Annotated in this window: 21 protein-coding genes and 1 rRNA gene; 7 read left to right on the top strand and 15 right to left on the bottom strand. The window is 69.2% G+C overall.

Features of this window, described 5'->3' with window-relative positions; translation table 11 throughout:
* Positions 1 to 42 precede the first annotated feature (42 nt).
* The 4 genes from KIH31_RS13705 to smc all read right to left on the bottom strand — a co-directional run bounded on the left by KIH31_RS13705 (position 43) and on the right by smc (position 6,975).
* Entirely contained in the window at positions 43 to 381 is a 339-nt protein-coding gene (locus KIH31_RS13705; RefSeq protein ID WP_214427710.1) for a P-II family nitrogen regulator, read from the bottom strand.
* Entirely contained in the window at positions 378 to 1,754 is a 1,377-nt protein-coding gene (locus tag KIH31_RS13700; RefSeq protein WP_214427709.1) for an ammonium transporter, read from the bottom strand. The genes KIH31_RS13705 and KIH31_RS13700 overlap by 4 nt, the downstream gene beginning before the upstream one ends.
* A 264-nt stretch (positions 1,755 to 2,018) precedes the next feature.
* Entirely contained in the window at positions 2,019 to 3,170 is a 1,152-nt protein-coding gene (ftsY, locus tag KIH31_RS13695) for a signal recognition particle-docking protein FtsY (protein WP_214427898.1), read from the bottom strand.
* A gap of 232 nt (positions 3,171 to 3,402) precedes the next feature.
* A complete protein-coding gene (gene smc, locus KIH31_RS13690; protein WP_214427708.1) occupies positions 3,403 to 6,975 on the bottom strand; it encodes a chromosome segregation protein SMC in 3,573 nt (1,190 codons plus the stop codon).
* 219 nt (positions 6,976 to 7,194) lie between these two features.
* Here smc and KIH31_RS13685 point away from each other — a divergent pair, with 219 nt between their 5' ends.
* The 3 genes from KIH31_RS13685 to KIH31_RS13675 are packed head-to-tail and all read left to right on the top strand — an operon-like array spanning position 7,195 to position 11,818.
* Positions 7,195 to 8,217 carry a 3-oxoacyl-ACP synthase III gene (locus tag KIH31_RS13685; protein ID WP_214427707.1) on the top strand — a complete coding sequence of 341 codons (1,023 nt, stop codon included), beginning with the start codon at positions 7,195 to 7,197 and terminating at the stop codon, positions 8,215 to 8,217.
* Positions 8,211 to 10,850 (top strand): alpha/beta fold hydrolase, encoded by a 2,640-nt coding sequence (locus KIH31_RS13680; RefSeq protein ID WP_214427706.1) that lies wholly within the window; start codon positions 8,211 to 8,213, stop codon positions 10,848 to 10,850. The genes KIH31_RS13685 and KIH31_RS13680 overlap by 7 nt, the downstream gene beginning before the upstream one ends.
* Positions 10,847 to 11,818: an NAD(P)-dependent oxidoreductase gene (locus KIH31_RS13675; protein ID WP_214427705.1), complete on the top strand. Its 972-nt coding sequence runs from the start codon at positions 10,847 to 10,849 to the stop codon at positions 11,816 to 11,818. The genes KIH31_RS13680 and KIH31_RS13675 overlap by 4 nt, the downstream gene beginning before the upstream one ends.
* Before the next feature lie 56 nt (positions 11,819 to 11,874).
* Here KIH31_RS13675 and mutM read toward each other — a convergent pair whose 3' ends face one another.
* The 5 genes from mutM to coaD form a co-directional block, all read right to left on the bottom strand.
* Positions 11,875 to 12,837, bottom strand: coding sequence for a bifunctional DNA-formamidopyrimidine glycosylase/DNA-(apurinic or apyrimidinic site) lyase (gene mutM, locus KIH31_RS13670; protein WP_214427704.1), 963 nt, complete (start codon positions 12,835 to 12,837; stop codon positions 11,875 to 11,877).
* Positions 12,830 to 13,549: a ribonuclease III gene (rnc, locus tag KIH31_RS13665; protein WP_214427703.1), complete on the bottom strand. Its 720-nt coding sequence runs from the start codon at positions 13,547 to 13,549 to the stop codon at positions 12,830 to 12,832. Before rnc ends, mutM begins: the two co-directional genes overlap by 8 nt.
* 18 nt (positions 13,550 to 13,567) lie before the next feature.
* A complete protein-coding gene (gene rpmF / locus KIH31_RS13660) occupies positions 13,568 to 13,771 on the bottom strand; it encodes a 50S ribosomal protein L32 (protein ID WP_055240805.1) in 204 nt (67 codons plus the stop codon).
* 24 nt (positions 13,772 to 13,795) lie between these two features.
* Entirely contained in the window at positions 13,796 to 14,320 is a 525-nt protein-coding gene (locus tag KIH31_RS13655) for a DUF177 domain-containing protein (RefSeq protein WP_214427897.1), read from the bottom strand.
* Between the two features lie 121 nt (positions 14,321 to 14,441).
* Entirely contained in the window at positions 14,442 to 14,930 is a 489-nt protein-coding gene (gene coaD / locus KIH31_RS13650) for a pantetheine-phosphate adenylyltransferase (protein ID WP_214427702.1), read from the bottom strand.
* Positions 14,931 to 15,027: 97 nt separating this feature from the next.
* Here coaD and KIH31_RS13645 point away from each other — a divergent pair, with 97 nt between their 5' ends.
* The 3 genes from KIH31_RS13645 to KIH31_RS13635 all read left to right on the top strand — a co-directional run bounded on the left by KIH31_RS13645 (position 15,028) and on the right by KIH31_RS13635 (position 17,702).
* Positions 15,028 to 16,251: an aminotransferase class I/II-fold pyridoxal phosphate-dependent enzyme gene (locus KIH31_RS13645; RefSeq protein ID WP_214427701.1), complete on the top strand. Its 1,224-nt coding sequence runs from the start codon at positions 15,028 to 15,030 to the stop codon at positions 16,249 to 16,251.
* Positions 16,252 to 17,031, top strand: coding sequence for a spermidine synthase (locus tag KIH31_RS13640; RefSeq protein WP_214427700.1), 780 nt, complete (start codon positions 16,252 to 16,254; stop codon positions 17,029 to 17,031). It abuts the gene before it with no gap.
* Positions 17,032 to 17,108: 77 nt separating this feature from the next.
* Positions 17,109 to 17,702, top strand: coding sequence for a hypothetical protein (locus KIH31_RS13635; protein ID WP_214427699.1), 594 nt, complete (start codon positions 17,109 to 17,111; stop codon positions 17,700 to 17,702).
* A gap of 27 nt (positions 17,703 to 17,729) precedes the next feature.
* On the opposite strand, the gene KIH31_RS13630 is transcribed toward KIH31_RS13635, so the two are convergent.
* The 5 genes from KIH31_RS13630 to KIH31_RS13610 all read right to left on the bottom strand — a co-directional run bounded on the left by KIH31_RS13630 (position 17,730) and on the right by KIH31_RS13610 (position 22,463).
* Positions 17,730 to 19,358 (bottom strand): ATP-dependent DNA helicase RecQ, encoded by a 1,629-nt coding sequence (locus tag KIH31_RS13630; RefSeq protein WP_214427698.1) that lies wholly within the window; start codon positions 19,356 to 19,358, stop codon positions 17,730 to 17,732.
* A gap of 110 nt (positions 19,359 to 19,468) precedes the next feature.
* Positions 19,469 to 20,308 carry a glucose 1-dehydrogenase gene (locus KIH31_RS13625; RefSeq protein WP_214427697.1) on the bottom strand — a complete coding sequence of 280 codons (840 nt, stop codon included), beginning with the start codon at positions 20,306 to 20,308 and terminating at the stop codon, positions 19,469 to 19,471.
* A 141-nt stretch (positions 20,309 to 20,449) separates the two neighbouring features.
* Positions 20,450 to 21,025, bottom strand: coding sequence for a DUF3618 domain-containing protein (locus KIH31_RS13620; RefSeq protein ID WP_214427696.1), 576 nt, complete (start codon positions 21,023 to 21,025; stop codon positions 20,450 to 20,452).
* Positions 21,022 to 21,393 carry a phage holin family protein gene (locus KIH31_RS13615; protein ID WP_250546020.1) on the bottom strand — a complete coding sequence of 124 codons (372 nt, stop codon included), beginning with the start codon at positions 21,391 to 21,393 and terminating at the stop codon, positions 21,022 to 21,024. The genes KIH31_RS13620 and KIH31_RS13615 overlap by 4 nt, the downstream gene beginning before the upstream one ends.
* A gap of 143 nt (positions 21,394 to 21,536) precedes the next feature.
* Positions 21,537 to 22,463, bottom strand: coding sequence for a hypothetical protein (locus tag KIH31_RS13610; RefSeq protein WP_214427694.1), 927 nt, complete (start codon positions 22,461 to 22,463; stop codon positions 21,537 to 21,539).
* 557 nt (positions 22,464 to 23,020) lie between these two features.
* Here KIH31_RS13610 and KIH31_RS13605 point away from each other — a divergent pair.
* A complete protein-coding gene (locus KIH31_RS13605; protein WP_214427693.1) occupies positions 23,021 to 24,562 on the top strand; it encodes an HNH endonuclease signature motif containing protein in 1,542 nt (513 codons plus the stop codon).
* Positions 24,563 to 24,732: 170 nt separating this feature from the next.
* On the opposite strand, the gene rrf is transcribed toward KIH31_RS13605, so the two are convergent.
* Positions 24,733 to 24,849, bottom strand: a 5S ribosomal RNA gene (gene rrf, locus KIH31_RS13600).

Here is a 24,849-nt window from a genome sequence, read left to right as displayed (position 1 = left end):
TGCCGGGCCTCGCCGTCGAACTTCGGTGAACCAGGGGCCGCGTCAGACCGCGGCTGCTCCGCGTTCACCGGTGCGGACCCGGATTGCTTCGTAGACGTCGACGGTCCAGACCTTGCCGTCGCCGGCGCGGCCGGTGTTGGAGCTGGCGATAATCACGTCGAGGATGTCATCTGCCTGCTCGTCCGTCGCCAGGACCTCGATCCGGACTTTCGGGAGCAGATCCACCTTGTACTCGGCACCGCGGTAGACCTCGGTGTACCCGCGCTGCCGGCCGTACCCGCTCGCCGCGCTGACGGTCAGTCCCTGCACCCCGTAGCTTTCGAGCGCGCTGCGGACGTCATCGAGCTTCTCCGGGCGGACGATGGCGGTGATCAGTTTCATGCTTCGATCCTTTCCTTGGACCCGGCGGTGGCGTCGGCGTCCTTCCCCTTGTGCGAACCGTGCTGGATCTGATCGTGCAGCGGCTGGAAGCTTCCGGCCACCCCGACTCCGCCGTATTCGTAGGCGCTTTCAGCATGCTGGCTCAGGTCCACGCCGTCAATCTCGTCCTGGGTGCTGACCCGGAAGCCCATGGTCTTCTTGATGACCCAGCCGATGGCGAAGGAAAGGACGAAGGAGTACACCAGCACCGAGCCGGCGCCGATGGCCTGCTTGCCCAGGAGTTCGAAGCCGCCGCCGCTGAACAGGCCGTCGCCGGCCGCCGGCGAACCCGGATCCGCCGCGAGGCCGATGAACAGGGTGCCGACGATGCCGCCGACCAGGTGGACGCCGACGACGTCGAGCGAGTCGTCGTAGCCGAGCTTGTACTTCAGGCCGATGGCCATGGCGCACACCGCTCCGGCGAGCAGGCCCAGCACGATCGACCACAACGGGGTGATGGCGGAGCAGGCCGGGGTGATGGCGACCAGACCGGCCACGGCACCGGAAGCGGCGCCGAGGGAGGTGGCGTGCCCGTCGCGGACCCTCTCGACGACCAGCCAGCCGAGGACCGCGGCGCAGGGCGCGACGAGGGTGTTGATCCAGGCGTAGCCGGCGATGCCGTTGGCAGCCAGCGCTGAGCCGGCGTTGAAACCGAACCAGCCGAACCACAGCAGGCCTGCGCCGAGCATCACGAAGGGCAGGTTGTGCGGGCGGTGGCTCGGGTCCTTGCCAAAGCCGCGGCGCTTGCCCAGCAGGAGCGCCAGGGCCAGGCCGGCCGCGCCGGCGTTGATGTGCACCGCGGTGCCGCCGGCGAAGTCAATGACGCCCAGGCCCTGCCCCAGCCAGCCGCCGACCGCGTTGCCGGCCGCGTCCTTGTTGAAGTCGAAGACCCAGTGCGCAACCGGGAAATAGACGATGACCGCGAAGAGTCCGGCGAAGACCATCCATGAACCGAACTTGGTCCGGTCCGCGATGGCGCCGGAGATCAGCGCGACGGTGATGATCGCGAAGACCGCCTGGAAGCCGACGAACACGATTTCCGGGATGGTGCCGACCAGCGGCATGTCCTTGCCGGTGGACAGGATGTTGCTGAGTCCGAACTTTTCAAACGGGTTGCCCACCAGGCCGCCGAAAGCATCGGTGCCGAAGGACATGGAGTAGCCGAAGAGGACCCAGAGGACGCCCACCAGGGCGATTGCTCCGAAGCTCATCATCATCATGTTCAGTACGGCTTTGGCACGGGTCATGCCGCCGTAGAAGAACGCAAGGCCCGGAGTCATCAGCAGCACAAGTGCCGCCGATGCCAGGACCCAAGCTGTGTCGCCAGTGTTCATGGTCACTGCCCTTTCTCATTTACTGGATGCCTGCCGCGTTCCGCCCCCGCGCAATGTGGCTCAGTAATGAGAATGGTCAATGGTTGTTTCACCTGTTCGGGGTCAACATTGCCGCGTTGTTACAAGAAGCTCTCCGAAGTAAATGGTGGGTCTCGGGGATGTTTCGCCGGTGTTTCGACGTCGCCCTGACCAGCCCGGATGCCTGCCCAGGGCGCCTTGGGGGCCGTCGTCGGGGGCCGTCGTCGGGGGCCCTAAGGGGGCGGGTCAGGCGAGCAGCGCGTCCACGAAGTTCTCGACGTCGAACGGCGCCAGATCGTCCGCGCCCTCGCCGAGGCCGATCAGCTTCACCGGCACGCCCAGGCTCTTCTGGATCGCGACGACGATGCCGCCCTTGGCGGTCCCGTCCAGCTTGGTCAGCACGATGCCGGAGATATTGACGACCTCGGAGAACACACGGGCCTGGTTCAGGCCGTTCTGGCCGGTCGTGGCGTCGAGCACGAGCAGCACCTCGTCGACCGTCGCCAGTTTCTCGACGACCCGCTTGACCTTGCCGAGCTCGTCCATCAGGCCGACCTTGTTCTGCAGACGCCCGGCGGTGTCGATCATGACGACGTCGACCTCGCCCTCGATGCCGGCGCGCACGGCGTCGAACGCGACCGAGGCGGGATCGGCTCCGTCGACGTCGGACTTGACCGTGGGCACGCCGACGCGGCGGCCCCAGGTCGCCAGCTGCTCCGCGGCGGCCGCGCGGAACGTGTCCGCCGCGCCGAGCAGCACGTCCTTGTCCTCGGCGACCAGGACCCGGGCGAGCTTGCCCACCGTGGTGGTCTTGCCGGTGCCGTTGACGCCGACAACCATCAGCACCGCAGGGCGGCCATCATGGCGGGAAGTGTTCAGGGACCGGTCCATCGCCGGATCGATCAGCTTGATGAGCTCCTCGCGCAGCAGGGCCCGGACGTGCTCCGGGTCGCGGCTGCCGAGAACCTTGACCCGCTCACGCAGCGCGTCCACCAGCTCGGTGGTCGGCTCCGGGCCGAGGTCGGCCAGCAGCAGAGTCTCCTCGATCTCATCCCAGACGTCTTCGTCGATCTTGTCGCTGGAGAGCAGTGCGAGCAGCCCCTTGCCGAACGCGGTGTTCGACTTCGCGAGCCGCTCGCGCAGGCGCACCAGCCGGCCCGCAACCGGCGCCGGCGTCTCGATCCCCGGCACTTCCTCGACGAGGGCGTGGTCCTGCACCTCGGTGCCGGCCGGCGCGGAGGGCACCTGTGTAGCGCCCGTCCGCGGACGCTCTTCGGTGAGCGTGCCGGTGCCGCCAAGGGCGACGTCGTTCTCGTCGCGCGTGGTCGGGTACACCGTGCCGCGCGGTTTGCGGCCGCCGCGGACCAGGCCCACGATGATGCCGCCCACGACGACCATGCCGACGGCGATGAGGATGATGACGGGGAGCAGAGCCGAGAGATCAATCACGCCACAAGCTTCTCACGAGGCACCGGGGCTGTGGACCTGCCCGGGCGCCGCTGCTGGTCCTGTCTTCCGCTGCCGTTCCGGTCAGCCGCTGCTGCTGCAACCGGGGCGCCGGACCGAAACAGCAGCGGAATCCGCTGACGCCGCCCGCCAGTCCCGGCCCAGCCCCAGCCCCAGCCCCGTCCTACCCGGCGGGGGCCAGCCGCTGGCTGATCACTGTCGAGACGCCGTCGCCGCGCATGGTGACGCCGTAGAGGGCATCCGCGACCTCCATGGTGCGCTTCTGGTGCGTGATCACAATAAGCTGGCTCGACTCGCGCAGCTCCTCGAAGATCGTGATCAACCTGCCCAGGTTGGTGTCGTCGAGGGCGGCCTCCACTTCGTCCATCACGTAGAAGGGCGAGGGCCGGGCCTTGAAGATCGCCACCAGCAGCGCGACGGCGGTCAGCGAGCGCTCGCCCCCGGAGAGCAGCGACAGGCGCTTGATCTTCTTGCCCGCCGGCCGGGCCTCGACCTCGATACCCGTGGTGAGCATGTCGTCCGGGTCGGTGAGCACGAGCCGTCCTTCGCCGCCGGGAAAGAGCCGCGCGAAGACGTGGTCGAACTGCTCGGAGGTGTCCTTGAAGGCCGCGGTAAAGACCTGTTCCACGCGTTCGTCGACCTCGCGGATGATGTCCAGCAGGTCCTTGCGGCTGGCCTTGAGGTCCTCGAGCTGGCTGCTGAGGAACTGGTGCCGCTCCTCCAGCGCCGCGAATTCCTCCAGCGCGAGGGGGTTGACCTTGCCCAGCGCGGACAGGTCGCGCTCGGCGCGCTTGAGCCGCTTCTCCTGCTCCTCGCGGACAAAGAGCCTGCCCTCAGGTTCCTCGGCCGGCCCGAGCGCGGCCCACTTGTCGGGTTTGGCGGGCGGCCCGGGTACCAGCCGGTCCGGCCCGTACTCGGCGACGAGGTGCTCGACGCTCAGCCCCAGTTCCTCGATGGCCCGGTTCTCCAGCGCCTCGATCCGCAGCCGTTGCTGGGCGCGCGCCATCTCGTCCTTGTGCACCGAATCGGTCAGCTGTGCGAGCTCGGTGGTGAGCTCCTCGTTGATGCCCCGCACCTGCGCGAGCTCGCGGTCCCGCTCGGCACGGACCTCCTCGGCGATGTCCCGCTCGCGGGAGGCCGCAGCAACCGAGACGTCCATGTACCTCAGCACCTGCTGCACCGCCCGGGCGACGGCGGCGGCCTTGGCAGCCTGCAGCCGGCGACGGCGGGCGCGCTCGGCGGCCTGGGCGCGGGCCTGCCGCTCCGCCGCCGCGGCCCGCTCCAGCGCGGCTGCGCGGTTCGCCGTGGACGTGAGCTGTTCCTCGGCGCTGCGCAGTGCCAGCCGCGCCTCCAGTTCGGCGGCGCGGGCAGCGGTCGCAGCATTGGCGAGCGCATCGCGGACCGCGGTCGAGGGCTCCTCGTCCACCGGGGCATCCTGGGCGGCAGCGAGCCTGGCGGTGACGGCCGCAAGATTCTCCTGCTCAGCGACGATTCCGGCTTCCGCGGCCTCCAGCAGCGTCGTCAGGCGCTCACTCTCGCCCACCGCCGAGCGCAGCGTGGACCCCAGGTTCCCGAGCCGCTCGGCGACGGCGGCCAGCCGCGCGTCCGAATCATGCAGGCGCTCCAACGCGGTGTCCGCGCGCTGCTGCAGCTCCTCCCGCCGGGACCGGGCTGCGGCCAGGGCGAACCTGGCGCGCTCCCCGCGTGCCTGCGCCTCGGCCAGCCGCACACCGGTCTCGTCCACCGCCGCCTGAACCTCGATCAGCGACGGGGTGGACGCGGACCCGCCACGCGCGGCCACAGCCCCGAGCACGTCCCCGGCGAGCGTGACCGCGGTCAGCTCCGGCCGGGCTGCGACGAGGGCCTTCGCGGCGTCGAGGGTTTCGACGACGGCGAACCGGCCCAGCAGCGACGCCACCGCGGCACGTGCGCCTTCCTTCACCGAGACCAGGTCCCCGGCGGCGCGCGCGCCGTCCGGCAACTCCCCTGGCGCCTGCGCCGGAGCTTCCGCCCCGCCCTCCGGGGCGTCGGCGAGCAGCAGCCCCACCTGCCCGGCGTCGTCATCCTTTAGTCTTTCCAGCGCCCGCACGGCCGCGTCAGCGTCGACGACGACGACGGCATCCGCCGCTGCCCCGAGCGCGCCCGCGACGGCGGCCTCATAGCCGGGCTCCACTGTGATCAGGTCCGGGACCGCGCTGAGCACCCCGTCCAGGCCTGACTCCAGCAGCGCCGACGAGCCGTCGCGGCGGTTCAGCCCCACCTGGAGCGCATCGCGCCGGGCAGTGAGCGCGCTGCGTTCGCGTTCGGCCTCGCGCTCCTCGGCGTTGAGCTTCTCGATCTCCGCGAGCACGTCCTCCAGCTGCGCGCTGGCCTCTTCGTATTCGGCGTCCAGGCCCTCCTCGCCTTCCTCCACGCCGGCCGCTTGGGATTCCAGCGCGGTGAACTCCGCCTGCGCCTGGCGCCGGCGCTCCTCGCCCTCCGTCAGGGACGTGCGCAGCCGGCCGACCTCGGCCTCCGCGGCTTCCACCCTGGAGCGGGCCGCTCCGACCTGGCCGGCAAGCTTGGCAAGCCCTTCGCGGCGGTCAGCCGAGGCGCGCAGCAGTGCCTCGAGCCGCCGGTCTTCCTCGACGGCAGCCTGTTCGGCCTCGGCCTTCGCATCGACGGCGTCCGCGAGCGCTTCACGCCGGTCCTCGATCAGGTCCTCGAGTTCGGCCTGCTCCTCGCGGACCATCTCCGCCTGCTCGTCGAGCTCGTCCGGGTCGCGGCCGGAGTCCGGGACGGCGTCCTCGGAACCCAGCAGGCGCTGGCGCTCGGCGGCCAGATTGCCCAGCGACCGCATCCGTTCGCGGGTGGAGGACAAGTGGTACCAGGTGTCGCGGGCGGCGTTCAGCCGTGGTGTGGCTTCCGCCGCGAGCTGTTCCAGCTGGGCCTGGCGGCGGCGGCCGTCCTCGAGGGCGTGCTCCACCTCGGCCCGGCGTGCCTTGAGCGCTGCCTCGTCCGCCACTTCCTGTTCCAGCGCTGTGGTGAGCGTGACCAGGTCATCGGCCAGCAGCCGCGCGCGAGCGTCGCGGACCTCGAACTGCACCTGCTGGGCGCGCCGGGCGACTTCGGCCTGCTTGCCCAGCGGCGTGAGCTGGCGGCGGATTTCCGCGGTGAGGTCGGTCAGCCGCTGCAGGTTGGCCTGCATGGCCTCGAGTTTGCGGACAGTTTTTTCCTTGCGGCGCCGGTGCTTGAGGATGCCGGCGGCTTCCTCAATGAAGCCGCGGCGGTCCTCCGGAGTGGCGTGCAGCACTTTGTCCAGCTGGCCCTGCCCGACGATCACGTGCATTTCGCGGCCAAGGCCCGAATCGGACAGCAGCTCCTGGATGTCCAGCAGGCGGCAGTTGTTCCCGTTGATTGAGTACTCCGAGCCGCCCGCGCGGAACAGCGTCCGGGCGATGGTGACCTCGCTGTATTCAATCGGCAGCACGCCGTCGGAGTTGTCGATGGTCAGCGACACGTGCGCGCGGCCGAGCGGCGGACGGCCCGCGGTGCCGGCGAAGATGACGTCTTCCATCTTCCCGCCGCGCAGCGTCTTGGCGCCTTGCTCCCCCATCACCCAGGCGAGCGCGTCAACCACGTTCGACTTGCCGGAACCATTGGGCCCGACCACCGCGGTGACGCCGGGCTCAAAGTCGAAAGTGGTCGCCGAAGCGAACGACTTGAAGCCGCGGACGGTCAGACTTTTCAGGTGCAATGTCTTCGGGTTCTCCTGCTCGGAGCGTGCTGGGACATCTACAATCTACTGCGGACCTGCGACAACTCCGTGCAGCACCGGTGCGAAGCGCCGCCTGCGGATGCCGCGGGCGGCATATGCACGAAGGGGCCTGCACCGGGCATAGTTAACCTCTTGGGCTTGTGCTGGAAGGTGCAGTAAGACGCCGGAGCACGGGCAGGACATGAACAGGGGCTTGATTTGGTAGGGAATGCGACATTCCGGCACCGCAATACCGCATTGCTTTCGGTGAGCAGCGTCGAAGCTCCGACGATCGTCAGTTCCACCGATTTCGACCGCAGGCTGGCCCCCACCCTGCGGCGGCTCAAATTTCCACCGAAGCTGCTCGAACGGGTCGCCGGCATCACGCACCGGCGCTGGTGGGCCCCGGGGACCTCGTTCGACGACGCCGCCATTGAGGCAGGCGCGAAGGCGCTGGCCGAGTCCGGCATCGAGGCTTCCGAAGTCGGACTGCTGATCAACACGTCCGTCACGCGGCGCAACCTGGAGCCGTCGGTCGCGGTGAAGATCCACCACGGGCTTGGCCTGCCGTCGTCGGCGATGAATTTCGACCTTGCCAACGCGTGCCTCGGCTTCGTCAACGGCATGACGCTGGCCGCCAACATGATCGACTCCGGCCAGATCAAGTACGCCGTGATCGTCAACGGCGAGGACGCCCAGGCCACGCAGGAGGCCACCCTGGAGCGCCTGCAGCGGCCCGAGACCACCCGCGAGGACTTCAACCGCGAGTTCGCGACCCTCACCCTGGGGTCCGGCGCTGCGGCGGCCGTCCTCGGCCCGGCGGACCAGCACCCCGGGGCGCACCGGATTGTCGGCGGCGTCATGCGCGCCGGCACCGAGCACCACGAACTCTGCGTGGGCGGCATCGACGGCATGAACACCGACACCAAGGGCCTGCTCGACGGCGGCCTGCAGCTCGTCGTCGACGCCTGGCACGAGGCCCAGCCGGAGTGGAACTGGACCGCGATGGACCGCTACGTCACGCACCAGGTGAGCAACGCCTACACGCAGGCCATCATCGACGCCATCGACCTGGACCCGCAGAAGGTTCCGATTACCTTCCCGCACTGGGGCAATGTCGGGCCCGCGTCGCTGCCGATGACCCTCGCTGCCGAAGCCCAGACGCTCGGTGCCGGGGACCGTGTGCTGTGCATGGGCGTCGGCTCCGGGCTGAACACCGCCATGGTGGAAATCGTTTGGTAGCCGCCGACTGGCCCGGCGTCGACCCGGAATGGTCGCGCGAGATCGATGTGGCCTCCACTTCCGCCGCGGATGAGCCCGGAACAGTGCGCCGCTGGCACCTGCTCGACAACGGCGCCCAGCTCTCCCGCCGCGGCCTGACTCCGGCCGGCACGCTGCTTTGCGTGCACGGCAACCCGACTTGGTCCTATCTGTGGCGCACCCTGCTGGCCGCCGGCTCCGATCCCGCCCACCCGTGGCGCGTGGTGGCGGTGGACCAGCTGGACATGGGCTTCTCCGAGCGCACCGGCACCTTCCGGCGGCTGGCCGACCGGATAAGCGACCTGGGCGACCTCACCGCAGCCCTCGGCCTGGGCGGCCCGGTCGTCACCGTCGGCCACGACTGGGGTGGCGTGATCAGCCTGGGCTGGGCGCTGGCACACCCGCAGCAGCTCGCCGGCGTCGTGCTGACCAACACCGCCGTCCACCAGCCCGCCGGCTCGCGCATCCCGCCGGCGCTGCGGCTGGCCCTGCACCCCGCCGTCCACCGGTGGGGCACGACGACGTCGGACGCCTTCCTGCGCGTGACGCACGCCCTGGCGCATCCGCCGCTGGCCGAGGACGTCCGCAGCGCCTTCATGGCCCCTTACCGCGGCGCGGACCGGCGCGCCGGCGTCGGGAACTTCGTGGCGGACATCCCGGCTGACGAATCCCACCCCAGTTTCCCCGCACTCATCCGCCTCGCCGAAGGGCTGCGGGAGCTGACGGTTCCCGCCCTGATGCTGTGGGGGCCGCGGGACCCGATCTTCTCCGACCGGTACCTCAAGGACCTCATCGGACGGCTGCCGCACGCCAAGGTGCACCGCTTCGAAGGCGCCGGCCATCTGGTCGCCGAGGACCGGGACGTTGCCACCCCGATCTTCGAGTGGCTCGCCGAGCGCACTGACACCCCGACGGCCGCCCCGCCGGCCACCGACACCGACCCGCTCTGGGCACCGCTCACAGCTTTGGCAGCTGGCCCGGACTCCGCACAGACCGCCGTGGCGGAGATGGGCGAGGACGGGCGGATCGCGCGGTCCTTGAGCTGGCGGGAACTGGAACACCAGGTCGCTGCCCTCGCCGCCGGGCTCCGCGACGCAGGGGTGACACCCGGCAGCCGGGTGAGCCTGATGGTGCCCCCGGGCGTGGACCTGACGGTGGTGCTGTACGCCTGCCTGCGGCTTGGCGCAGTAGTGGTCGTGGCAGATGCAGGCCTGGGCACCCGTGGCCTCAGCCGGGCCGTGAAGGGGGCGACTCCGGACTTCCTGATCGGGATCGACAAGGCACTCGCCGCTGCCGCCGTGCTCGGCTGGCCGGGCCGGCGCATCAGCGTGGGCACCCTGCCCGCAGGCCGCCGCCGCGTGCTCGGCGTCGAAACCTCCCTGGCTGACCTTCAGGCGCGGGGGGCGGCGCCCGGCCCCGCAACAGCAGCGGAGGCCCCCGCCCCCGACTCCCCCGCCGCGGTGCTCTTCACCTCCGGCTCCACCGGCCCGGCCAAGGGCGTGCTGTACACGCACCGGCAGCTCGCCGCGATGCGGGACACCGTGGCCGCGACCCTGGGCATACGCCCGGGAGCACGGCTGGTGGCCGCCTTCGCACCGTTTGCGCTGCTGGGGCCGGCGCTGGGAGCGGTCTCGGTGACACCGGCCATGGACGTCACCGCCCCGCGCACCCTGACCGCCCGCGCGCTGGCAGACGCGGCCGGAGCCATCGACGCCACCGTTGTCTTCGCCTCCCCCGCCGCCCTGCGCAACGTCCTGGCCACGCGGGACGCGCTGGCTCCCGCCGGGCAGGAGGCCCTGGCCCGGGTCGGGATGCTGCTCTCGGCCGGCGCACCGGTGCCCGAACCCCTGCTCGCGCAGGTGCAGCAGCTGCTTCCGGCAGCCTCGCTGCACACCCCGTACGGCATGACCGAGGCGTTGCCCGTCACCGACATCAGCCTTGAACAAATCCATACCGCGGAGGCGGACGCCGCGGCCGGCACGGTGGCAGGAGCGGGCAACGGTGTCTGCGTGGGGCTGCCGGTGCACGGCGCCCGCGTCGCCGTCATCCCGCTGGCGTCGGACGGCACCGCCCCCGGCAACGACCCCGTCACGGAACCTGGGGTCACCGGGGAGATCCTCGTCAGCGCCCCGCACGTGAAGCAGGCCTACGACCGGCTGTGGTTGACCCAGCGCGAGAGCATCCGCACCCCCGGCTGGCACCGCACCGGGGACGTCGGGCACTTCGACGCCGCCGGCAGGCTCTGGGTGGAAGGCCGCCTGGCCCACGTCGTGACGGCGCCGGACGCCGTGGTGACCCCCGTCGGCACCGAGCAGGCCATCGAACGGCTCGACGACGTCGCACTGGCCGCCGTCGTCGGGGTCGGCCCGGCCGGGACCCAGGCCGTCGCCGCCGTCGTCGAAACCGTGCCCCCGGCCCGCCGCGCCGGACCCGCCGGACCGCAGCTGGCCGGCCGGGTGCGCGACGCAGCCCGTCAGGCCGGTGTCAGCATCTCGGCCGTCCTTGCCGTCCCCTCGCAACCGACCGACATCCGCCACAACGCCAAGATCGACAGGACCCGGCTGGCCCGCTGGGCGTCGCGGGTCCTCTCCGGCGGCCGGCCGGGCAGGCCGTGAAGGTCCTTGTCACCGGGGCCAGCGGCCTGCTGGGCGGGGAAACGGCCCGGCTGCTGGTTCGCCAAGGCCACGAGGTCACGACCTTCCAACGCCGCCCCTCCGGCGTCGACGGCGCCACAGACCTTCCCGGATCTGTGACGGACGATGCCGCCCTGCGCCGCGCCGTTGACGGCGCCGAGGGAGTCATCCACCTCGCAGCGAAGGTCTCCTTCACCGGACGCGCGGCGGAGTTTGACGAGGTGAATGTCGAGGGTACGCGCCGGCTGCTCGCCGCTTCCCGCGGCGCCGGAGTGCGGGACTTCGTCTTCGTCTCGTCCCCGTCCGTGGCCAACTCCGGGGCCGCCATCGCAGGGCTGGGCGCCGAGCCGGCGGACCCGGTGCGCGCGCACGGCGACTACTCCCGCACCAAGGCCGAGGCCGAGCTGCTCGCACTCGCAGCGGACGGCCCGGACTTCCGCGTCGCCGCGGTCCGCCCGCACATCGTCTGGGGCCCGGGCGACACCCAGCTCGTCGAACGGGTGCTCGAGCGCGCCGCGCAGGGCCGGCTGCCGCTGCTCGACGCCGGCGCAGCCCTGATCGACACGACCTATGTGGACAACGCCGCCTCGGCCATCGTCGCTGCCCTGCATCGGATGGAACACATCCGCGGCCGCGCGCTCGTGGTCACCAACGGCGAACCGCGCCCGGTCGGCGAGCTGCTGGCGGGCATCTGCGCCGCCGGGAGCGTCCGGCCGCCGGCGTGGAGCGTGCCCGGCAGGCTCGCCCGGGCGGCCGGCTCCGTGGTGGAAAAAGTGTGGCTCCGCGCCGGCCGCAGCGACGAGCCGCCGATGACCAGGTTCCTCGCCGAGCAGCTCTCCACCGCCCACTGGTTCGACCAGCGCGAGACCCGGAAGCTGCTGCACTGGACCCCGGGAGTCAGCCTCGACGAAGGCCTGGCGAAGCTGGCGGAGCACTACCGGAACCGGTGAGCCAGGGCCACGGCGAAACGCGGCGCGAGCTGCGCTCTCGCGGAAAGAGGGCAGCCCTACCAGCGGCCGTTGCGGGGCCGGGGCTGGCACACCGGGCAGGTGTAGGAGGACCGGTTCATGAACGAGTCCCGGCGGATGATCCCGCCCTTGCCCTCGGCGGCCCGTCCTTCCTCGACGCAGCGCGGGCAGGGCTGCCCGGCCCGGCCGTAGGCGTTGAGGGATCGTTCGAAGTAGCCGGAGGCCCCGTTGACGTTCACGTACAGCGAGTCGAAGCTGGTGCCGCCGGCGGCCAGGGCGCGCAGCATCACCTCGCGGGCCGCGTCGACCACCCGCTCGGCCTCTGCGCGGCGCAGGGTGTCCGTGGCCCGCGCGAAATGCAGCTTCGCCGCCCACAGCGCCTCGTCCGCGTAGATGTTGCCGATGCCGGAGACGAGCCCCTGGTCCAGCAGGGCGCGCTTCAAGCCGGTGCGGCGGCGGAGCCTGCGGTAGAACAGCTCGAAGGAGAAGGCCGGATCCAGGGGGTCCCGGGCAATGTGCGACGCCGCGGCTGCCACGAGCGGTGCGGCGGACGCCGATTCGCCGCCGGGCAGGCCGTCGTCGGTGGGGACCAGGTCGTCAAGGAACAGGCCGCCGAAGATGCGCTGGTCCACGAACCGCAGTTCCTCCGGCGCGTCCTCGCGGTGCGAGAGGCGCAGCCGGACCTTCAGGTGCTTCTCATCCGGTACGGAGGCGTCCTGCATCAGCAGCTGACCGCTCATGCCCAGGTGGGCCACCAGCGCCACGGTCGGCGCGGCGTCAGCGGGCGCATCCTCCCCGCGCAGCGGTAGCCAGAGGAACTTGCCGCGGCGCACGACGTCGAGCACGGTTGCTCCGGTGAGGTTTCCGATAAAGTCTTCGGCCCCGAGCCCGTGGCGGCGCACCGAGCGCGGGTCGAGGACATCCACCTCGAGGATGGTGCGCCCGGCCACCCAGCCCTCAAGACCGCGCCGGACGACCTCGACTTCGGGCAGCTCAGGCACCGGCGGCGGCGCCCTGAGGTGAGGCGCCCTGAGGAGTGGCCGTAAGGGACCGCCAGGCGTCTTCGGCGGCTTCCTGCTCCGCTTCCTTCTTGGAGTTTCCGCTGCCCTTCCCGTAGGCGGTGCCGCCAATGAGCAGGGTGGCGTCGAAGGTGCGGGCGTGGTCCGGGCCGTAGCCGGTGACCTGGTACTGGATATTGCCCAGGTGCCGGCTGGCGGCGAGCTCCTGGATGTTCGTCTTCCAGTCCGTCCCGGCCCCGAGGGCACCGGCGTCGGCCAGCAGCGGGCCGACAAGCCGCATCACGAGCTGGCGAGCGGTTTCGAGATCGTTCGCCAGGAAGGTGGCCCCGATGAGAGCTTCCATCGTGTCCGCCAGAATCGAGGCCTTGTTGTTGCCCTTGGTGAGCTTTTCACCCTGCCCGAGCAGGATGTGCTCGCCCACACCGAGCTCCCGGGCGATGCCGGCAAGAGCGCGGGTGCTGACCACGGCAGAGCGCCGCTTGGCCAGATCGCCCTCGGGCAGGTCGGGGTGGTCACGGTACAGTGCATCGGTGACCGAAAAACCCAGGATGGAGTCGCCGAGGAACTCGAGGCGCTCGTTGGTGGGGATGCCGCCGTTCTCGTACGCATACGAACGGTGGGTGAGGGCAAGACGAAGCGTCCCGGCGTCGATGTCGACGCCGAGACGCTTCAGAAGTTCTGCAGGTTCTGCCACTGTAACTGCGGGCAGACCTTAAACGTCCGCTACCTTGCGGCCCTTGTACTCAAGGAACAGCGCGGTGCCGGCGGAGTCGGTGACAACCTTGGCCTGGTGCGGCAGGCTGTAGGTCACGCGGCCATTCTCAACGGTCTTCACCAGGTTGGGCGCAGTGGCCTTCCACTGGGACCGGCGGGCACGGGTATTCGAGCGGGACATTTTCCGCTTGGGAACAGCCACGGCTTTACTCTTTTCTCTCTCGTCTTATTGGTCGTCGGTTTTGCCGGTTAAGCCTTGCAGGGCCGCCCAGCGAGGGTCCAGGACCTCGTGGTGGTGCCCCGGCTCGTCTTCCAGGCGGATTCCGCATTCGGAACACAAACCCTGGCAGTCTTCCCGGCACACCGGCTGGAACGGCAGTGCTGTTACCACTGCGTCCCTCAGCACCGGCTCGAGATCGATTTCGTCGTGCTCGATTCGACGCTGTTCTTCTTCGTCCTCGCCCTCGAAATGCTCGGCATCCTCGTAGGCGAAAAGCTCCTGCACATCGACCTGCAGGTCATACTCAAGGGGATCCAGGCATCTGCCGCATTCGCCCGTCACATGGGCGTCTACGGTTCCGGAAACCAGAATTCCTTCGTGTACGGCCTCCAGCCTCAGATCAAGGCTCAGTTCCGAGCCTTCCTGAACGCCGATGAGCGCCACGCCGAAATCCTTCGGCGCGGGTACATGTTCGGTAAGCGTTCGCATCGTCCCCGGGCTGCGCCCGAGGTCCTTGACGTCGAGCGTCAGGGGCGAACTTTCTTCGCGGTGAATGGAAACTCCTAAAGAACACGGGACCGACTAGCAATCTTAGCCCGGATTCGGGCATCAACCCAAATCGTCGCACCCTATGGCGAGGCGCAGGGCAGGCTCACCCGGCGGCGTCGGACTGCTCCTGCGACATGGCCCGCAGAACCGCCTTGGGCACGAAGTCGGAGATATCCCCACCCAGCGAGGCGACCTCCTTGATGATCGTAGAGGAAAGGTGCACGTAGTGGCCCTCCCCGGGCAGGAAGACGGTCTCGACGCCGGTGAGGTGCCGGTTCATCGTCGCCATCGGCAGTTCGTAGTCGAAGTCCGACGACGAGCGCAGCCCCTTGACGATCGCGCTGGCGCCGCGGTCGTGGCAGTACTCTGCCAGCAGCCCTTCGCCCATCGGCTCGACGACGATGCCCTTCAGTGAGGCCAGGGTCTGGCGCGCCATGCCGAGCCGCTCCTCCAGCGTGAACCGGTAGCGCTTGGCGTAGTTGGTGGAGACCGCAACGATGACCTCATCAAAGAGGCCGCTGGCCCGGGCAATGACCTCGAGGTGCCCGTTATGGATAGGGTCGAAGGATCCGGGGCACACCGCGCGTCGCATTGTTTGAATCTACTTCACAACGTTGCGGCGGCAAAGGAGCCTCAACCCGCGCGGCGGCGCTATGCTCGCCTTGCAGCACACGTCTCGGAAGGCCCCCATGCAGCACTCGAACCACCCTGCGCCCTGGCAGCGAACTGCCGCCGGCGCCAACCTCCTTGGCGAGGACGGAACCCTCGGCGTCACGATCTTCGAGGAAATGACCACCCTCGCCGTCGCCACCGGTGCCATCAACCTCGGGCAGGGGTTCCCGGACGAGGACGGGCCGGCCGTGATCAAGGAAGCCGCCATGGCCGCGATCGCCGCCGGCGCCAACCAGTACGCGCCCGGCAAAGGGAACCTACGCCTGCGCGAAGCTGTCGCGGCACACCAGGAACGCTTCTACGGACTGACCCCGGACCCGCAGTCCCAGATCATCGTCAGCACCGGCGCCACCGAAGCACTCGCCGCGACGCTGCTGGCCCTCGTCGAACCCGGCGACGAGGTCCTCACGTTCGAGCCCTTCTACGACTCCTACGGGGCTGTCATCGCCCTCGCCGGCGCCCGCCATGTGACGGCGCCGCTGCTCGCCCCGGACTTCCAGCCGGACCTTGACGCCCTTGAGGCCGCGTTCAGCGACAAGACGCGCGTGGTGCTGGTCAACAACCCGCATAACCCGACCGGCGCCGTCTTTGGCCGTGAGGTCCTCGAACACATCGTCCGGCTCGCCGACCGGCACGACGCCGTCATTGTCACCGACGAGGTCTATGAGCACCTCACCTTCGGTGTCCGCCACATCCCGGTCGCCACGCTCCCCGGCGCGGCCGAACGCACCATCACCATCTCCTCGGCCGGGAAGACGTTCTCCTTCACCGGCTGGAAGGTCGGCTGGCTCAGCGGTCCGGAGCACCTGGTCGCAGCTGTGCGCACGGTCAAGCAGTTCCTTACCTACAGCTCCGGTACCCCCTTCCAGGACGCCGTCGCACTGGGCCTGGAACTGCCGGACGCCTTCTTCACCGGTGCCGCGGACGCCCTGCGCGCCAAGCGGGACCTGCTCAGCGACGGCCTGCGCGCGGCGGGCATGGACGTCTACACCCCGCAGGGCACATACTTCGTCGTCGCCGACGCGGAACCGCTGATTTCCGGCAGCCTCTTCGATGACGCAACCTCCCTGGCGCGCGCGCTTCCCGAGCTGGTGGGTGTCGCCGCCGTACCGGTGTCCGTGTTCTGCCACGCCGACGGCGCCGAGCGCACCCGCTCCCTGGTGCGGTTCGCGTTCTGCAAAAAGGAAGACGTCCTCCGCGAGGCCGCCGAACGGCTCGCGACCTTGAAAGACAGGCTCTGAATGCAGCACCGCCGAAGCCGGCTGATGAAGCTCAGCGGCCAGCACGCCGTCATCGAACCGGATGGTTTCACCGACGGCGCCTTCATCCTCAGCATCGGGGGCGCCGAGCAGTCCCACGTTGACCTTAAGCACCCGGAACACATTTTCTACGAGTACCTGCGGCGCATCGGCAACATCATCGACGTCGTCGCACCGGCGGGTGAGCGGCTCAGGGTGCTGCACCTCGGCGCCGGGGCCCTCACCCTGGTCCGCTACATTCAGGCGACGCGCCCGGGCTCGGAACAGTACGCCGTCGAACTTGAACGGGAACTCGAGGACTTCGTACTCAAGGAGCTTCCGCTGGCCCCGGAGACGCGGCTGGAAATGCACCACGGAGATGCGCGTGCGCAGCTGGCCGCCTTCCGGAAACTGCCCAAGTTCGACGTGATCGTGCTCGACGTCTTTGCTGGTCCTGAGGCTCCGCCGCACCTGACCACCCCGGACTTCTACGCGGAGGCCGCCCGCCTGCTGGGACCCGCCGGCATCCTGGTCGTCAACGTCGGGGATGATCCGCCCCTCACCTTCGCCCGCAGCCAGGTCAAGGCCCTGCAGTCCGCGGTCACCGATGTCGCCGCGCTGGCCCAGGAGAGCATGTTCACCGGACGCTACCCCGGCAACATCATCCTTGCCGGCGGCCGGCAGGCGTGGAACCCGGAGTGGACCGCTGCCCTGCTCGCGGCCGGACCTCACCCGGCAGCAGTCCTCACCGGGATGGACCTGGCCGCCTTCGCCGACGGGTAGCGCGGCCAGCTGACAACCCGTGCGGACCGGGACCTGGTGCTCGTTACTTTTGAGTAACCGGGGGCTACGATCTGGCTATGACTGAAGGACCGGATCGCGACGAGTACGGCAGGAAGCTCGCCGATGCCAGACTGTGGCAGACCTGCCAGACCTTCGAGGCAGCACTGGACCTGGCTGTCCGGTGGTTCGAGGGCAAGCTCTCCTACATGCCGGGAATGCACGCCCCGTCGCCCAACTCCGCTGCCTGCCCCGATCTGGACGGTATGGCCGCACTGAACCGCGCGGGGCTGCTCACGATTGACGGCAGGCAGGGGCGCCCCTTGGAGAACGGCTCCGGAAGCAGGCAATTCGTGGTCGGTTTCGGCACGGAAGACACTGCCGGAAAGCTGCTGGCGCTGAGCTGCCGGTCCGACTTGGTCATTGCCGGGCACGCGCCGGGCACTGAGAACCACGCCAACATCCCTGCCGCGGCCAAGGACGGTGCGCCCGCGCGGTGGCTCGGGCGCACCAAGGGGATGAACCTCGACGGAGGATGGGAGCTGTGGGCCGAGGAGGCCAACCCGGTCCTGGCGGATACGCTCTCCGGCCTCTGGTACCTCGAGGCCTTCGACCCCCGCTGGGGCAGGTCCGACGCCCTGCTGCCGTCCATGCTGGAGGCGCTGCGCGGCTGAGGATGCCCGCTACCGGCGTCTGCCGGGCTACCGGCGTCGGAGGACGGGGTTTTCGGCGAGCACCTCACGTGAGAGCGTCTTATAGCCCTCCTGCTCAAAGAGCACCGTCAGCCGGTCCGTCTCGACGCTCATGACGAGGCCGGGACCCCACTCCCGGTGGACCACCGCGCTCCGGGCCGGGAATTCCTCGTCTTCGTCGTCGGGGGCGAGATCCTCGGCTGTGCCCGCCAGGCAGTTGTCGCAGTTGCCGCACCTTTCTGCGAGTTCCTCACCGAAGTACCCCAACAGGTACTGGCGCCGGCAGCCGTCCGTCTCGGCGTAGCCGCGCATCATCTCGATCCTTGACCGGTCGAAGCGTATCCGCGCCTCGGCCGCCTCCACCGACTGGCGTACCGCCTCCGGGATGCGGACCGGTCCGGTGAGCCTGAACGTGCTCTTCTCTGCGGTGAGCACGCCGGCAGCCTCGAGAAGGTTGACGGTGTTGGTGACCTTCCGGGGAGTGAGGCCAAGGGATTCCTTCAGGTCCGCCAGCCGGAGCGACTCATCGTTCTGCGTGAACGCCTTCAGCACTGTCCGAAGGGCGTCCTCGTCGGCATGATGGGTGCTGAAGAACCGGCGCATGCCCAGGTCCTCGGACCGGTAGTGCAGGAAGGTCGCCGCGTCGCCGCCGTCCCTGCCCGCGCGGCCGATCTCCTGGTAGTAGCTGTCGAGCGAATCGGGGATGTCGGCGTGCACGACGAACCTCACATTGGGTTTGTCGATGCCCATGCCGAAGGCCGTCGTGGCGACGACGACGTCGACCTCGTCATCCAGGAAAGCGTGATGCACGGTTTCGCGCTCCGAAGCCTTCCGGCCGGCATGATAGACCTCAGCCCGCACTCCCCGGTGGGACAGCTCGGCCGCATATTCCTCGGAGTCCTTGCGCGTTGCCACGTACAGCAGTCCGGGTTTCGGCAGGTCCGTCACCTGGTCGAGGACCGCCGAGCGCTTCCCGGCGTCCTCATGGTGCCGCACTACCGTCAAGCACAGGTTCGGCCTGTCGAAGCCCTGGGCGACGACCAGCGGATCCCTCAGCCGCAGGCGGGTAACGATCTCTTCCCTGACCGGAGCCGAGGCGGTGGCAGTCAAGGCGACCGCCGGCACCGCTCCCAGCCGCTCCCGGACCTCTCCCATCCGCAGATAGTCCGGGCGGAAGTCGTGGCCCCAGGACGCGACGCAATGGGCCTCGTCCACAACGAACAGAGCCGGTTCGACGTCCCTGAGCCGCTCCACGACGTCGTCCTTGGCCAGCTGCTCCGGGGTCAGGAACAGGAACTTCGCTTCGCCGTCCGCCACGGCCGCCCAAGCCCGTTCCTGCTCCGCCGTCGAATGCGACGAGTTCGCAGCTACCGCGCGCAACCGGCCGGGACCGGCATTCAGATCTTCACGTTGGTCCTCCTGGAGGGCGATCAACGGCGAAACCACCACCGCCGGGCCGTCCGACATGGCCGCGGCCAGCTGGTACACGGCGGATTTTCCGCTGCCGGTTGGCATCACCACCAACGTGTCGCGGCCGCTCAGGACGGCTTCGACTCCCTCGAGCTGCCCGGGCCGCAGCGTCTCCCACCCAAACTCTTCCTGCGCCACGCGTTCAATCTTTTGGCTTTTCGGCGCCATCCGGCTCCTTCTTGGTCAGCGGTGACGGCATCTCTGAACCCACCATCCGGGCACTGCCTCGGGCACGATGGCCGGCGGCGCAGCGGTTGGGCAGGTGTCCGGGAGTGCCCTTACAGGATGGGGCGGCCTCCGGTCACGGCGACCCTCGCTCCTGAGACGTAACTGCCGTCGTCGGAGGCGAGCAGCACGTAGACCGGTGCGAGCTCCGCCGGCTGTCCGGCCCGGCCGAGAGGCGTGTCCTGGCCAAAGGACTCGACCTTTTCCGGCGGCATCGTGGCCGGAATGAGCGGCGTCCAGATCGGGCCCGGTGCCACACTGTTGACCCGGATGCCCTTCTCGCCCAGCATCTGGGCCAGGCTCGCGGCAAAGTTGGCGATGGCGGCCTTCGTGGCGGCATAGGGCGCGAGGGCCGGACTGGGCATGTCCGAGTTGACGGATGAGCTGCCGATGATGGCTGACCCCGGCGCCATGTGCGGCACGGCAGCTTTCACGAGGTGGAACATGGCCCCGATGTTGACCTTGAAGGTGTAGTCCCATTCCTCCTCGGAAATCTGGTCCAGGGATTCGTGGGTCATCTGGTAGGCGGCGTTGTTCACCAGGATGTCGACCTTGCCGAACTCCCGCACCGCCGTGGCGATGATGTCGCGGCAATGCTCCGCGCTGGAGAGGTCGCCCGCCACAACCACCGCTTTCCGGCCGGCCTCTTTGACGAGCCGGGCCGTGTCCTTCGCGTCGTCCTCCTCGTTCAGGTAGGAGATCAAAACATCCGCGCCTTCGCGGGCATACGCAATCGCTACTGCCCTGCCGATACCGCTGTCCGCGCCGGTGATGACGGCGGCTTTGCCGGTGAGTTTTCCACTGCCCCGGTAGCTCTTCTCGCCGCAATCGGGCGTCGGTGTCATCTTCGCTTGAGTGCCTGGCACTTCCTGCTGCTGGACGGGCTGGTTCATCGACGTCTCCCTTGATGTGTTCGTTACAGTGCCGAAATCCGTACAGTGCCGAAATCCGTGCTCGCTCGTGAGGGCCAGGACCCGGCAGGTCCTGGCCCTCACCGAACGAGGGAAAGCTGAGCCGCGGGCGGCCCTTACTGCTTAGCTCTCCCGGACGTTCTGTGTCGCTTCCTGGGCGCGGTCCTGGACGGATGAGGTCTGGGTTTGGGCCTCGTCCTTGACGTTGGAAGCCGCATCCGTGGCGGTTGCCTGCACGGACTGGGCTGCCTGCTGGGCCGGCTCCTTGAGGTTGGACGCAACCTCCGAGGCCGCGCCCTTGACCTGTTCGGTGAGCGGCTCAGCCTTTTCCTTCACCGTCTGGGCAAGCTCCTGTTCCTTCTCCGACGGCGGGATCAGGGACGAAACCAGCATCCCCACGCCGAACGCGACCAGCCCTGCGGCCAAGGGGTTCCCTCGGGTCTGCCTGGCAACGCGGTGCGGGACCTCGCCCACCGCCTCGCCGGCACCGGAGACGGCGTCGCCCGCCCGCCCGGAGGTGTCGTCAGCGGCACCCATGATCTTGTCCTTGGCGCCGAACACCGCGTCTTTGATCTTCTCGGTCTGCCGGTGGGCGACGTGGGAGGGGCTGACCTTGTCAGCTACCGCATCAACGTTGTAGCTCAAGTTCTGTCGGGTCTGTTCGATGTTTGCTCTGATGACCTCAGGGTTCTCGCTCATCGTGGCTCCTGACTCGGTTTGAGGGTTTCGGGTATCTTGCCTACGGATTCGGCGGTTCGGGGAAGGCCCTTGACGGACTGCATCTCCTTCTTGCCTCGGGAATACAGAACGGCTCCGATGATGGCCCAAATGACCGCGACGACGACGGCGGACCAGCCAAGACCGATCAAGTAGAAGCCCAACGACCACCACAGTGCCAGCGAGAGGAACAGCAGAACGAAGTGTCCTGCGACTCCGGCGCCGGCGTACATGCCCGCGCCCTTGCCGGCGCGCGTGGCCGACTGCTTCGCCTCGGCCTTCGCCAACTCCACCTCCTGGCGGAGCAGGGTGGACAAATCGGAGGTCACGTCCGAAAGCAGCTCACCCAATGAGGTGGTCGCGGCCTTCTCCTCCGCCGGGGGTGTCGCGCCAACCCCTGGGGCGGTGGCGGGGTAGTCCCCGGCGGTGCCGGCTGCGTAGCCCGGTGGCGGCCCGGGAGGGTTGGCTGACGATTCGTAGCCGGGTGCGTGGCTCATCGCAGGTCCTCCCTACCCCCAGGGGCCGGAGGAAGAAGTCGCGTCTCGGCGGACGGGCTTTCAGCGGTGGGATCCTCGTAGGGTGCTTCGGGTACCGGCTCACCCGGATACGGTTCGCCAGGATACGGCGTGGCAAGCGGCGTGCCGGTTTCCGAGGCGTAGCCGGCGCCCCCGACATATCCCTCGCTCATCGGGTACTCGGGTTCGACCGGGGCGCCGACGGCACCGGGTGAGGCGGGAGCGCCCGGGTAGGCCACGCCGGCAGGATAGGCCGCACCAGCTGGGTAAGTGTCTCCCGCTGGATAGGTCTGTCCGCCGGGGTAGGTCTCTCCCCCGGGGTAACCCGCGCCGGCTGCAGAGGTGGTGCTGGCCGGGTAGGTCGTTCCGGTCCGTGCCGTCGTGTCCGGAGTCGTGTCCGGCGCGCCAGCGGTGAGGGATCGGGTCAACCTGCCGGCCAACAGTCCTGCGCCTGCTGCGATTGCGAGGAAGGTGCCAGGACGCCGACGGGCGTAGGACTTCACTTCCTCCAGCAAAGAACCGGGGTCACGGTTGTCCAGCCAGTCGGCGACCGATCCCGCCCGTGAGGCGGCCTGGCTCACCAGGTCCGAGGCGAGGCCGGAACCCTCGCTGTTCTGAGCCATGGAGTTCAGCTCCTGATGGAGCGAGCGTAGCCCTTGTGCGGCCTTGGTTTGTTGCGCCGCGGCCTGGTCGGTGAGCTCCTGGCGTGTCTGGTGCATCAGGTCCTTGACCTGGTACTTCGCCTCATGGGCGACATCCGCTGCCTCGCTCTTGGCCGTCTGCGCCACGGCGGAACCAGCAGAAGCGGTTTCGTGCGCCACGTTCTTGGCCTCGTCGGTGGCAGTGGCGGTTTTTGATTCGCCGGTCCGGTTCTCGACCGGGCCGGTGGTGAACGGATCTGTCATGATCGTCTCCTTTGCCTGTTGCGATGAACGCCGCGCTGGTTTCACAGCCCGCACGGCAACCGGATATGCGGTCGCAATGCGTATTCAGTAAGCATGCTTACCGAAGTTATAAGCAAGCTTACAATCTTCAGCCGAGATGTAAAGGGGAAGCGTTGGCGAAACCGGGTCCTTGGACGACCATCACGGCCCCTTCGCGGGCTCAAGCGCGCGGAATCCAGACCGTCGCGGGCAAGGCGAAAGCTTCGAAGTTTTGTGGGAGCAAGGTGGAAGAGTGAGGCCATGGAGGTCCTCACCGCTCCCCCGTCTTTGGCCCCATCAAGCGCCCTGGTATCCGGGGTCAGGGGTGACGTCTGCTTGCCCGGCGGCCGGGGCGGGACAGTCCGCCGGAAATGTCGGCGGCAGGTGGAAGAGTGAGGCCATGGAGGTCCTCACCGCTCCCCCGTCTTTGGCCCCATCAAGCGCCCTGGTATCCGGGGTCAGGGGTGACGTCTGCTTGCCCGGCGGCCGGGGCGGGACAGTCCGCCGGAAATGTCGGCGGCAGGTGGAAGAGTGAGGCCATGGAGGTCCTCACCGTTCCGCCGCCTACCACCCCGGTTCCCGGTTCCGTTCCGGGGCCGGCCGGTGACGCGGGCCCGAGCGTGGGCGTGGCTGGCGGTCCGGGGGCAGGTGTGTGCGCGGAGGTGGCTGCGGCCGCGGCCTGGCTGCGGGCCGCTGCCGGGGACGCGTCCGCGGCCGCGGAGCTGCTGGGCGCCGGGGAGGCAGTGGTGCTCGCTGCGGCGGTGGAGGAACTCTCCCGCACGGTCGAGTACCTCCAGTTGGCCGCGGCCCGGGCCGTGGAACGCGCCCACCGCCAAGCCCGCACTGCAGGGGCGCTGGTGCAGCCCGCGGACCAGCCCCCGGAGACGGCCCCGGAGGCGGCCGTGTTCGAGGAGTACCGTTCGGCCCCGGAGTTCCTGCGCGCCCGGCTGCGGATCAGTATCGCCGAAGCCCGCCGCCGGCTGGCCCAGGCCGCGGTCCTGCTGCCCCGCACGGGCCTGACCGGGGAACCGGTCCCGCCGGTGCACGAACACCTCGGCGCGGAACTGGCCGCCGGCACCGTCTCCGGCAAGGCCGCCGGAACCATCACCCACACCCTGGACCATATCCGCGGGCTCTGCACCCCGGACACCGCCGAACGGATCGAACAGGACCTCACCGCCACCGCCGCCCTCAACGACCAGGATTTCCTGGTCCGCACCGCCCAACGCTGGGTCGCGGCAATCGACCAGGACGGGCCCGAACCCTCCGAGGAGGAGCTGCGGCACCGGCAGGGGCTGTTCCTGCGCCGCCGGCACCGCGGCCTGCACCACCTGGAGATCTTCGCCACCGACGAGCAATACGAACAGATCGCCACCGTCATCCACACCGCCACCAACCCCAGAACCACCACCAGGGGGGGCAACGGCAGCAGCGGCGGGGCGGGCGAGGGTGTGCCGGGGGTGTTTGACCGCCGGTCCCGGGCCCAGCAGCTCCTGGACGGGCTCATCGCCGGCTGCCAGGCGGCGCTGGCCGCGGGCGGTCTGCCCGCCACCGGAGGGCTCCGCCCGCAGGTCATGGTCACCATCGGCTACCAGGACCTGCTCAACGACCTCACCACCAACACAACAGACGGCGGAAAAGGGGGCGGGACAGACGGCGGGGGTGCGGGGAGGTGCGTGTTCACCGGGCCCGTCACCGCCCGCAGCATCCGTCGCCTTGCCTGTGACGCCGAGGTGCTGCCCATCGTGCTCGGCGGCCAGGGCCAGGTCCTGGACGTCGGACGCTCAGCGAGGGCGTTCCCGCCGCACCAGCGCAAAGCCCTGGTTGCCCGGGACGGCGGGTGCACCGCCCCCGGCTGCACCGTCCCCGCCCCCTGGTGCGAAGCCCACCACATCCAGTGGTGGTCCCGCGGCGGCCCCACCGGAATCCACAACGCCGCCCTGGCCTGCGCCTACCACCACCACCTGCTCCACAAAGAACGCTGGCACATCAGCCTCCGCAACGGCATCCCCTGGTGGACACCACCACCCGACCTCGACCCCACCCAAACCCCAAGACACAACACCTACTTCAACATCTAAGCATTGCTTCCACGCCTGGCCAGTCGCGAAGTGCCGCGGGGGTGCGGTTGGTGAGGGTTCCGCCCGTGGGGTGGGGTCGCCGGCTGCAAAGTGGCGGCTGCGGGGGTGGTGTGGTGGTTAAGTGGTGAGGGCCCCGCACCTGGTGGTGCGGGGCCCTCACTCTAAGTGTGGTCCGGCGGTGTCCTACTCTCCCACACCCTCGCGAGTGCAGTACCATCGGCGCTGTGGGCCTTAGCTTCCGGGTTCGGAATGGGACCGGGCGTTTCCCCCACGCTATGACCGCCGTA

Origin of the sequence: Paenarthrobacter sp. DKR-5 (genome assembly GCF_018531425.1) — a bacterium.
Lineage (GTDB): Bacteria > Actinomycetota > Actinomycetes > Actinomycetales > Micrococcaceae > DKR-5.
The sequence above is the reverse complement of the archived record's forward strand: the minus strand, read 5'-3'. Positions and strand labels throughout refer to the sequence as shown.

Bases quoted from the DNA above. Each gene is read 5' to 3' on its own strand.
- KIH31_RS13705 (WP_214427710.1), bottom strand. From the start codon at position 381: ATGAAACTGATCACCGCCATCGTCCGCCCGGAGAAGCTCGATGACGTC.
- KIH31_RS13700 (WP_214427709.1), bottom strand. From the start codon at position 1,754: ATGAACACTGGCGACACAGCTTGGGTCCTGGCATCGGCGGCACTTGTG.
- ftsY (WP_214427898.1), bottom strand. From the start codon at position 3,170: ATGGTCGTCGTGGGCGGCATCATCGTGGGCCTGGTCCGCGGCGGCCGC.
- coaD (WP_214427702.1), bottom strand. From the start codon at position 14,930: ATGCGACGCGCGGTGTGCCCCGGATCCTTCGACCCTATCCATAACGGG.
- KIH31_RS13645 (WP_214427701.1), top strand. From the start codon at position 15,028: ATGCAGCACTCGAACCACCCTGCGCCCTGGCAGCGAACTGCCGCCGGC.
- KIH31_RS13640 (WP_214427700.1), top strand. From the start codon at position 16,252: ATGCAGCACCGCCGAAGCCGGCTGATGAAGCTCAGCGGCCAGCACGCC.
- KIH31_RS13635 (WP_214427699.1), top strand. From the start codon at position 17,109: ATGACTGAAGGACCGGATCGCGACGAGTACGGCAGGAAGCTCGCCGAT.
- KIH31_RS13630 (WP_214427698.1), bottom strand. From the start codon at position 19,358: ATGGCGCCGAAAAGCCAAAAGATTGAACGCGTGGCGCAGGAAGAGTTT.
- KIH31_RS13625 (WP_214427697.1), bottom strand. From the start codon at position 20,308: ATGAACCAGCCCGTCCAGCAGCAGGAAGTGCCAGGCACTCAAGCGAAG.
- KIH31_RS13620 (WP_214427696.1), bottom strand. From the start codon at position 21,025: ATGAGCGAGAACCCTGAGGTCATCAGAGCAAACATCGAACAGACCCGA.
- KIH31_RS13610 (WP_214427694.1), bottom strand. From the start codon at position 22,463: ATGACAGATCCGTTCACCACCGGCCCGGTCGAGAACCGGACCGGCGAA.
- KIH31_RS13605 (WP_214427693.1), top strand. From the start codon at position 23,021: ATGGAGGTCCTCACCGTTCCGCCGCCTACCACCCCGGTTCCCGGTTCC.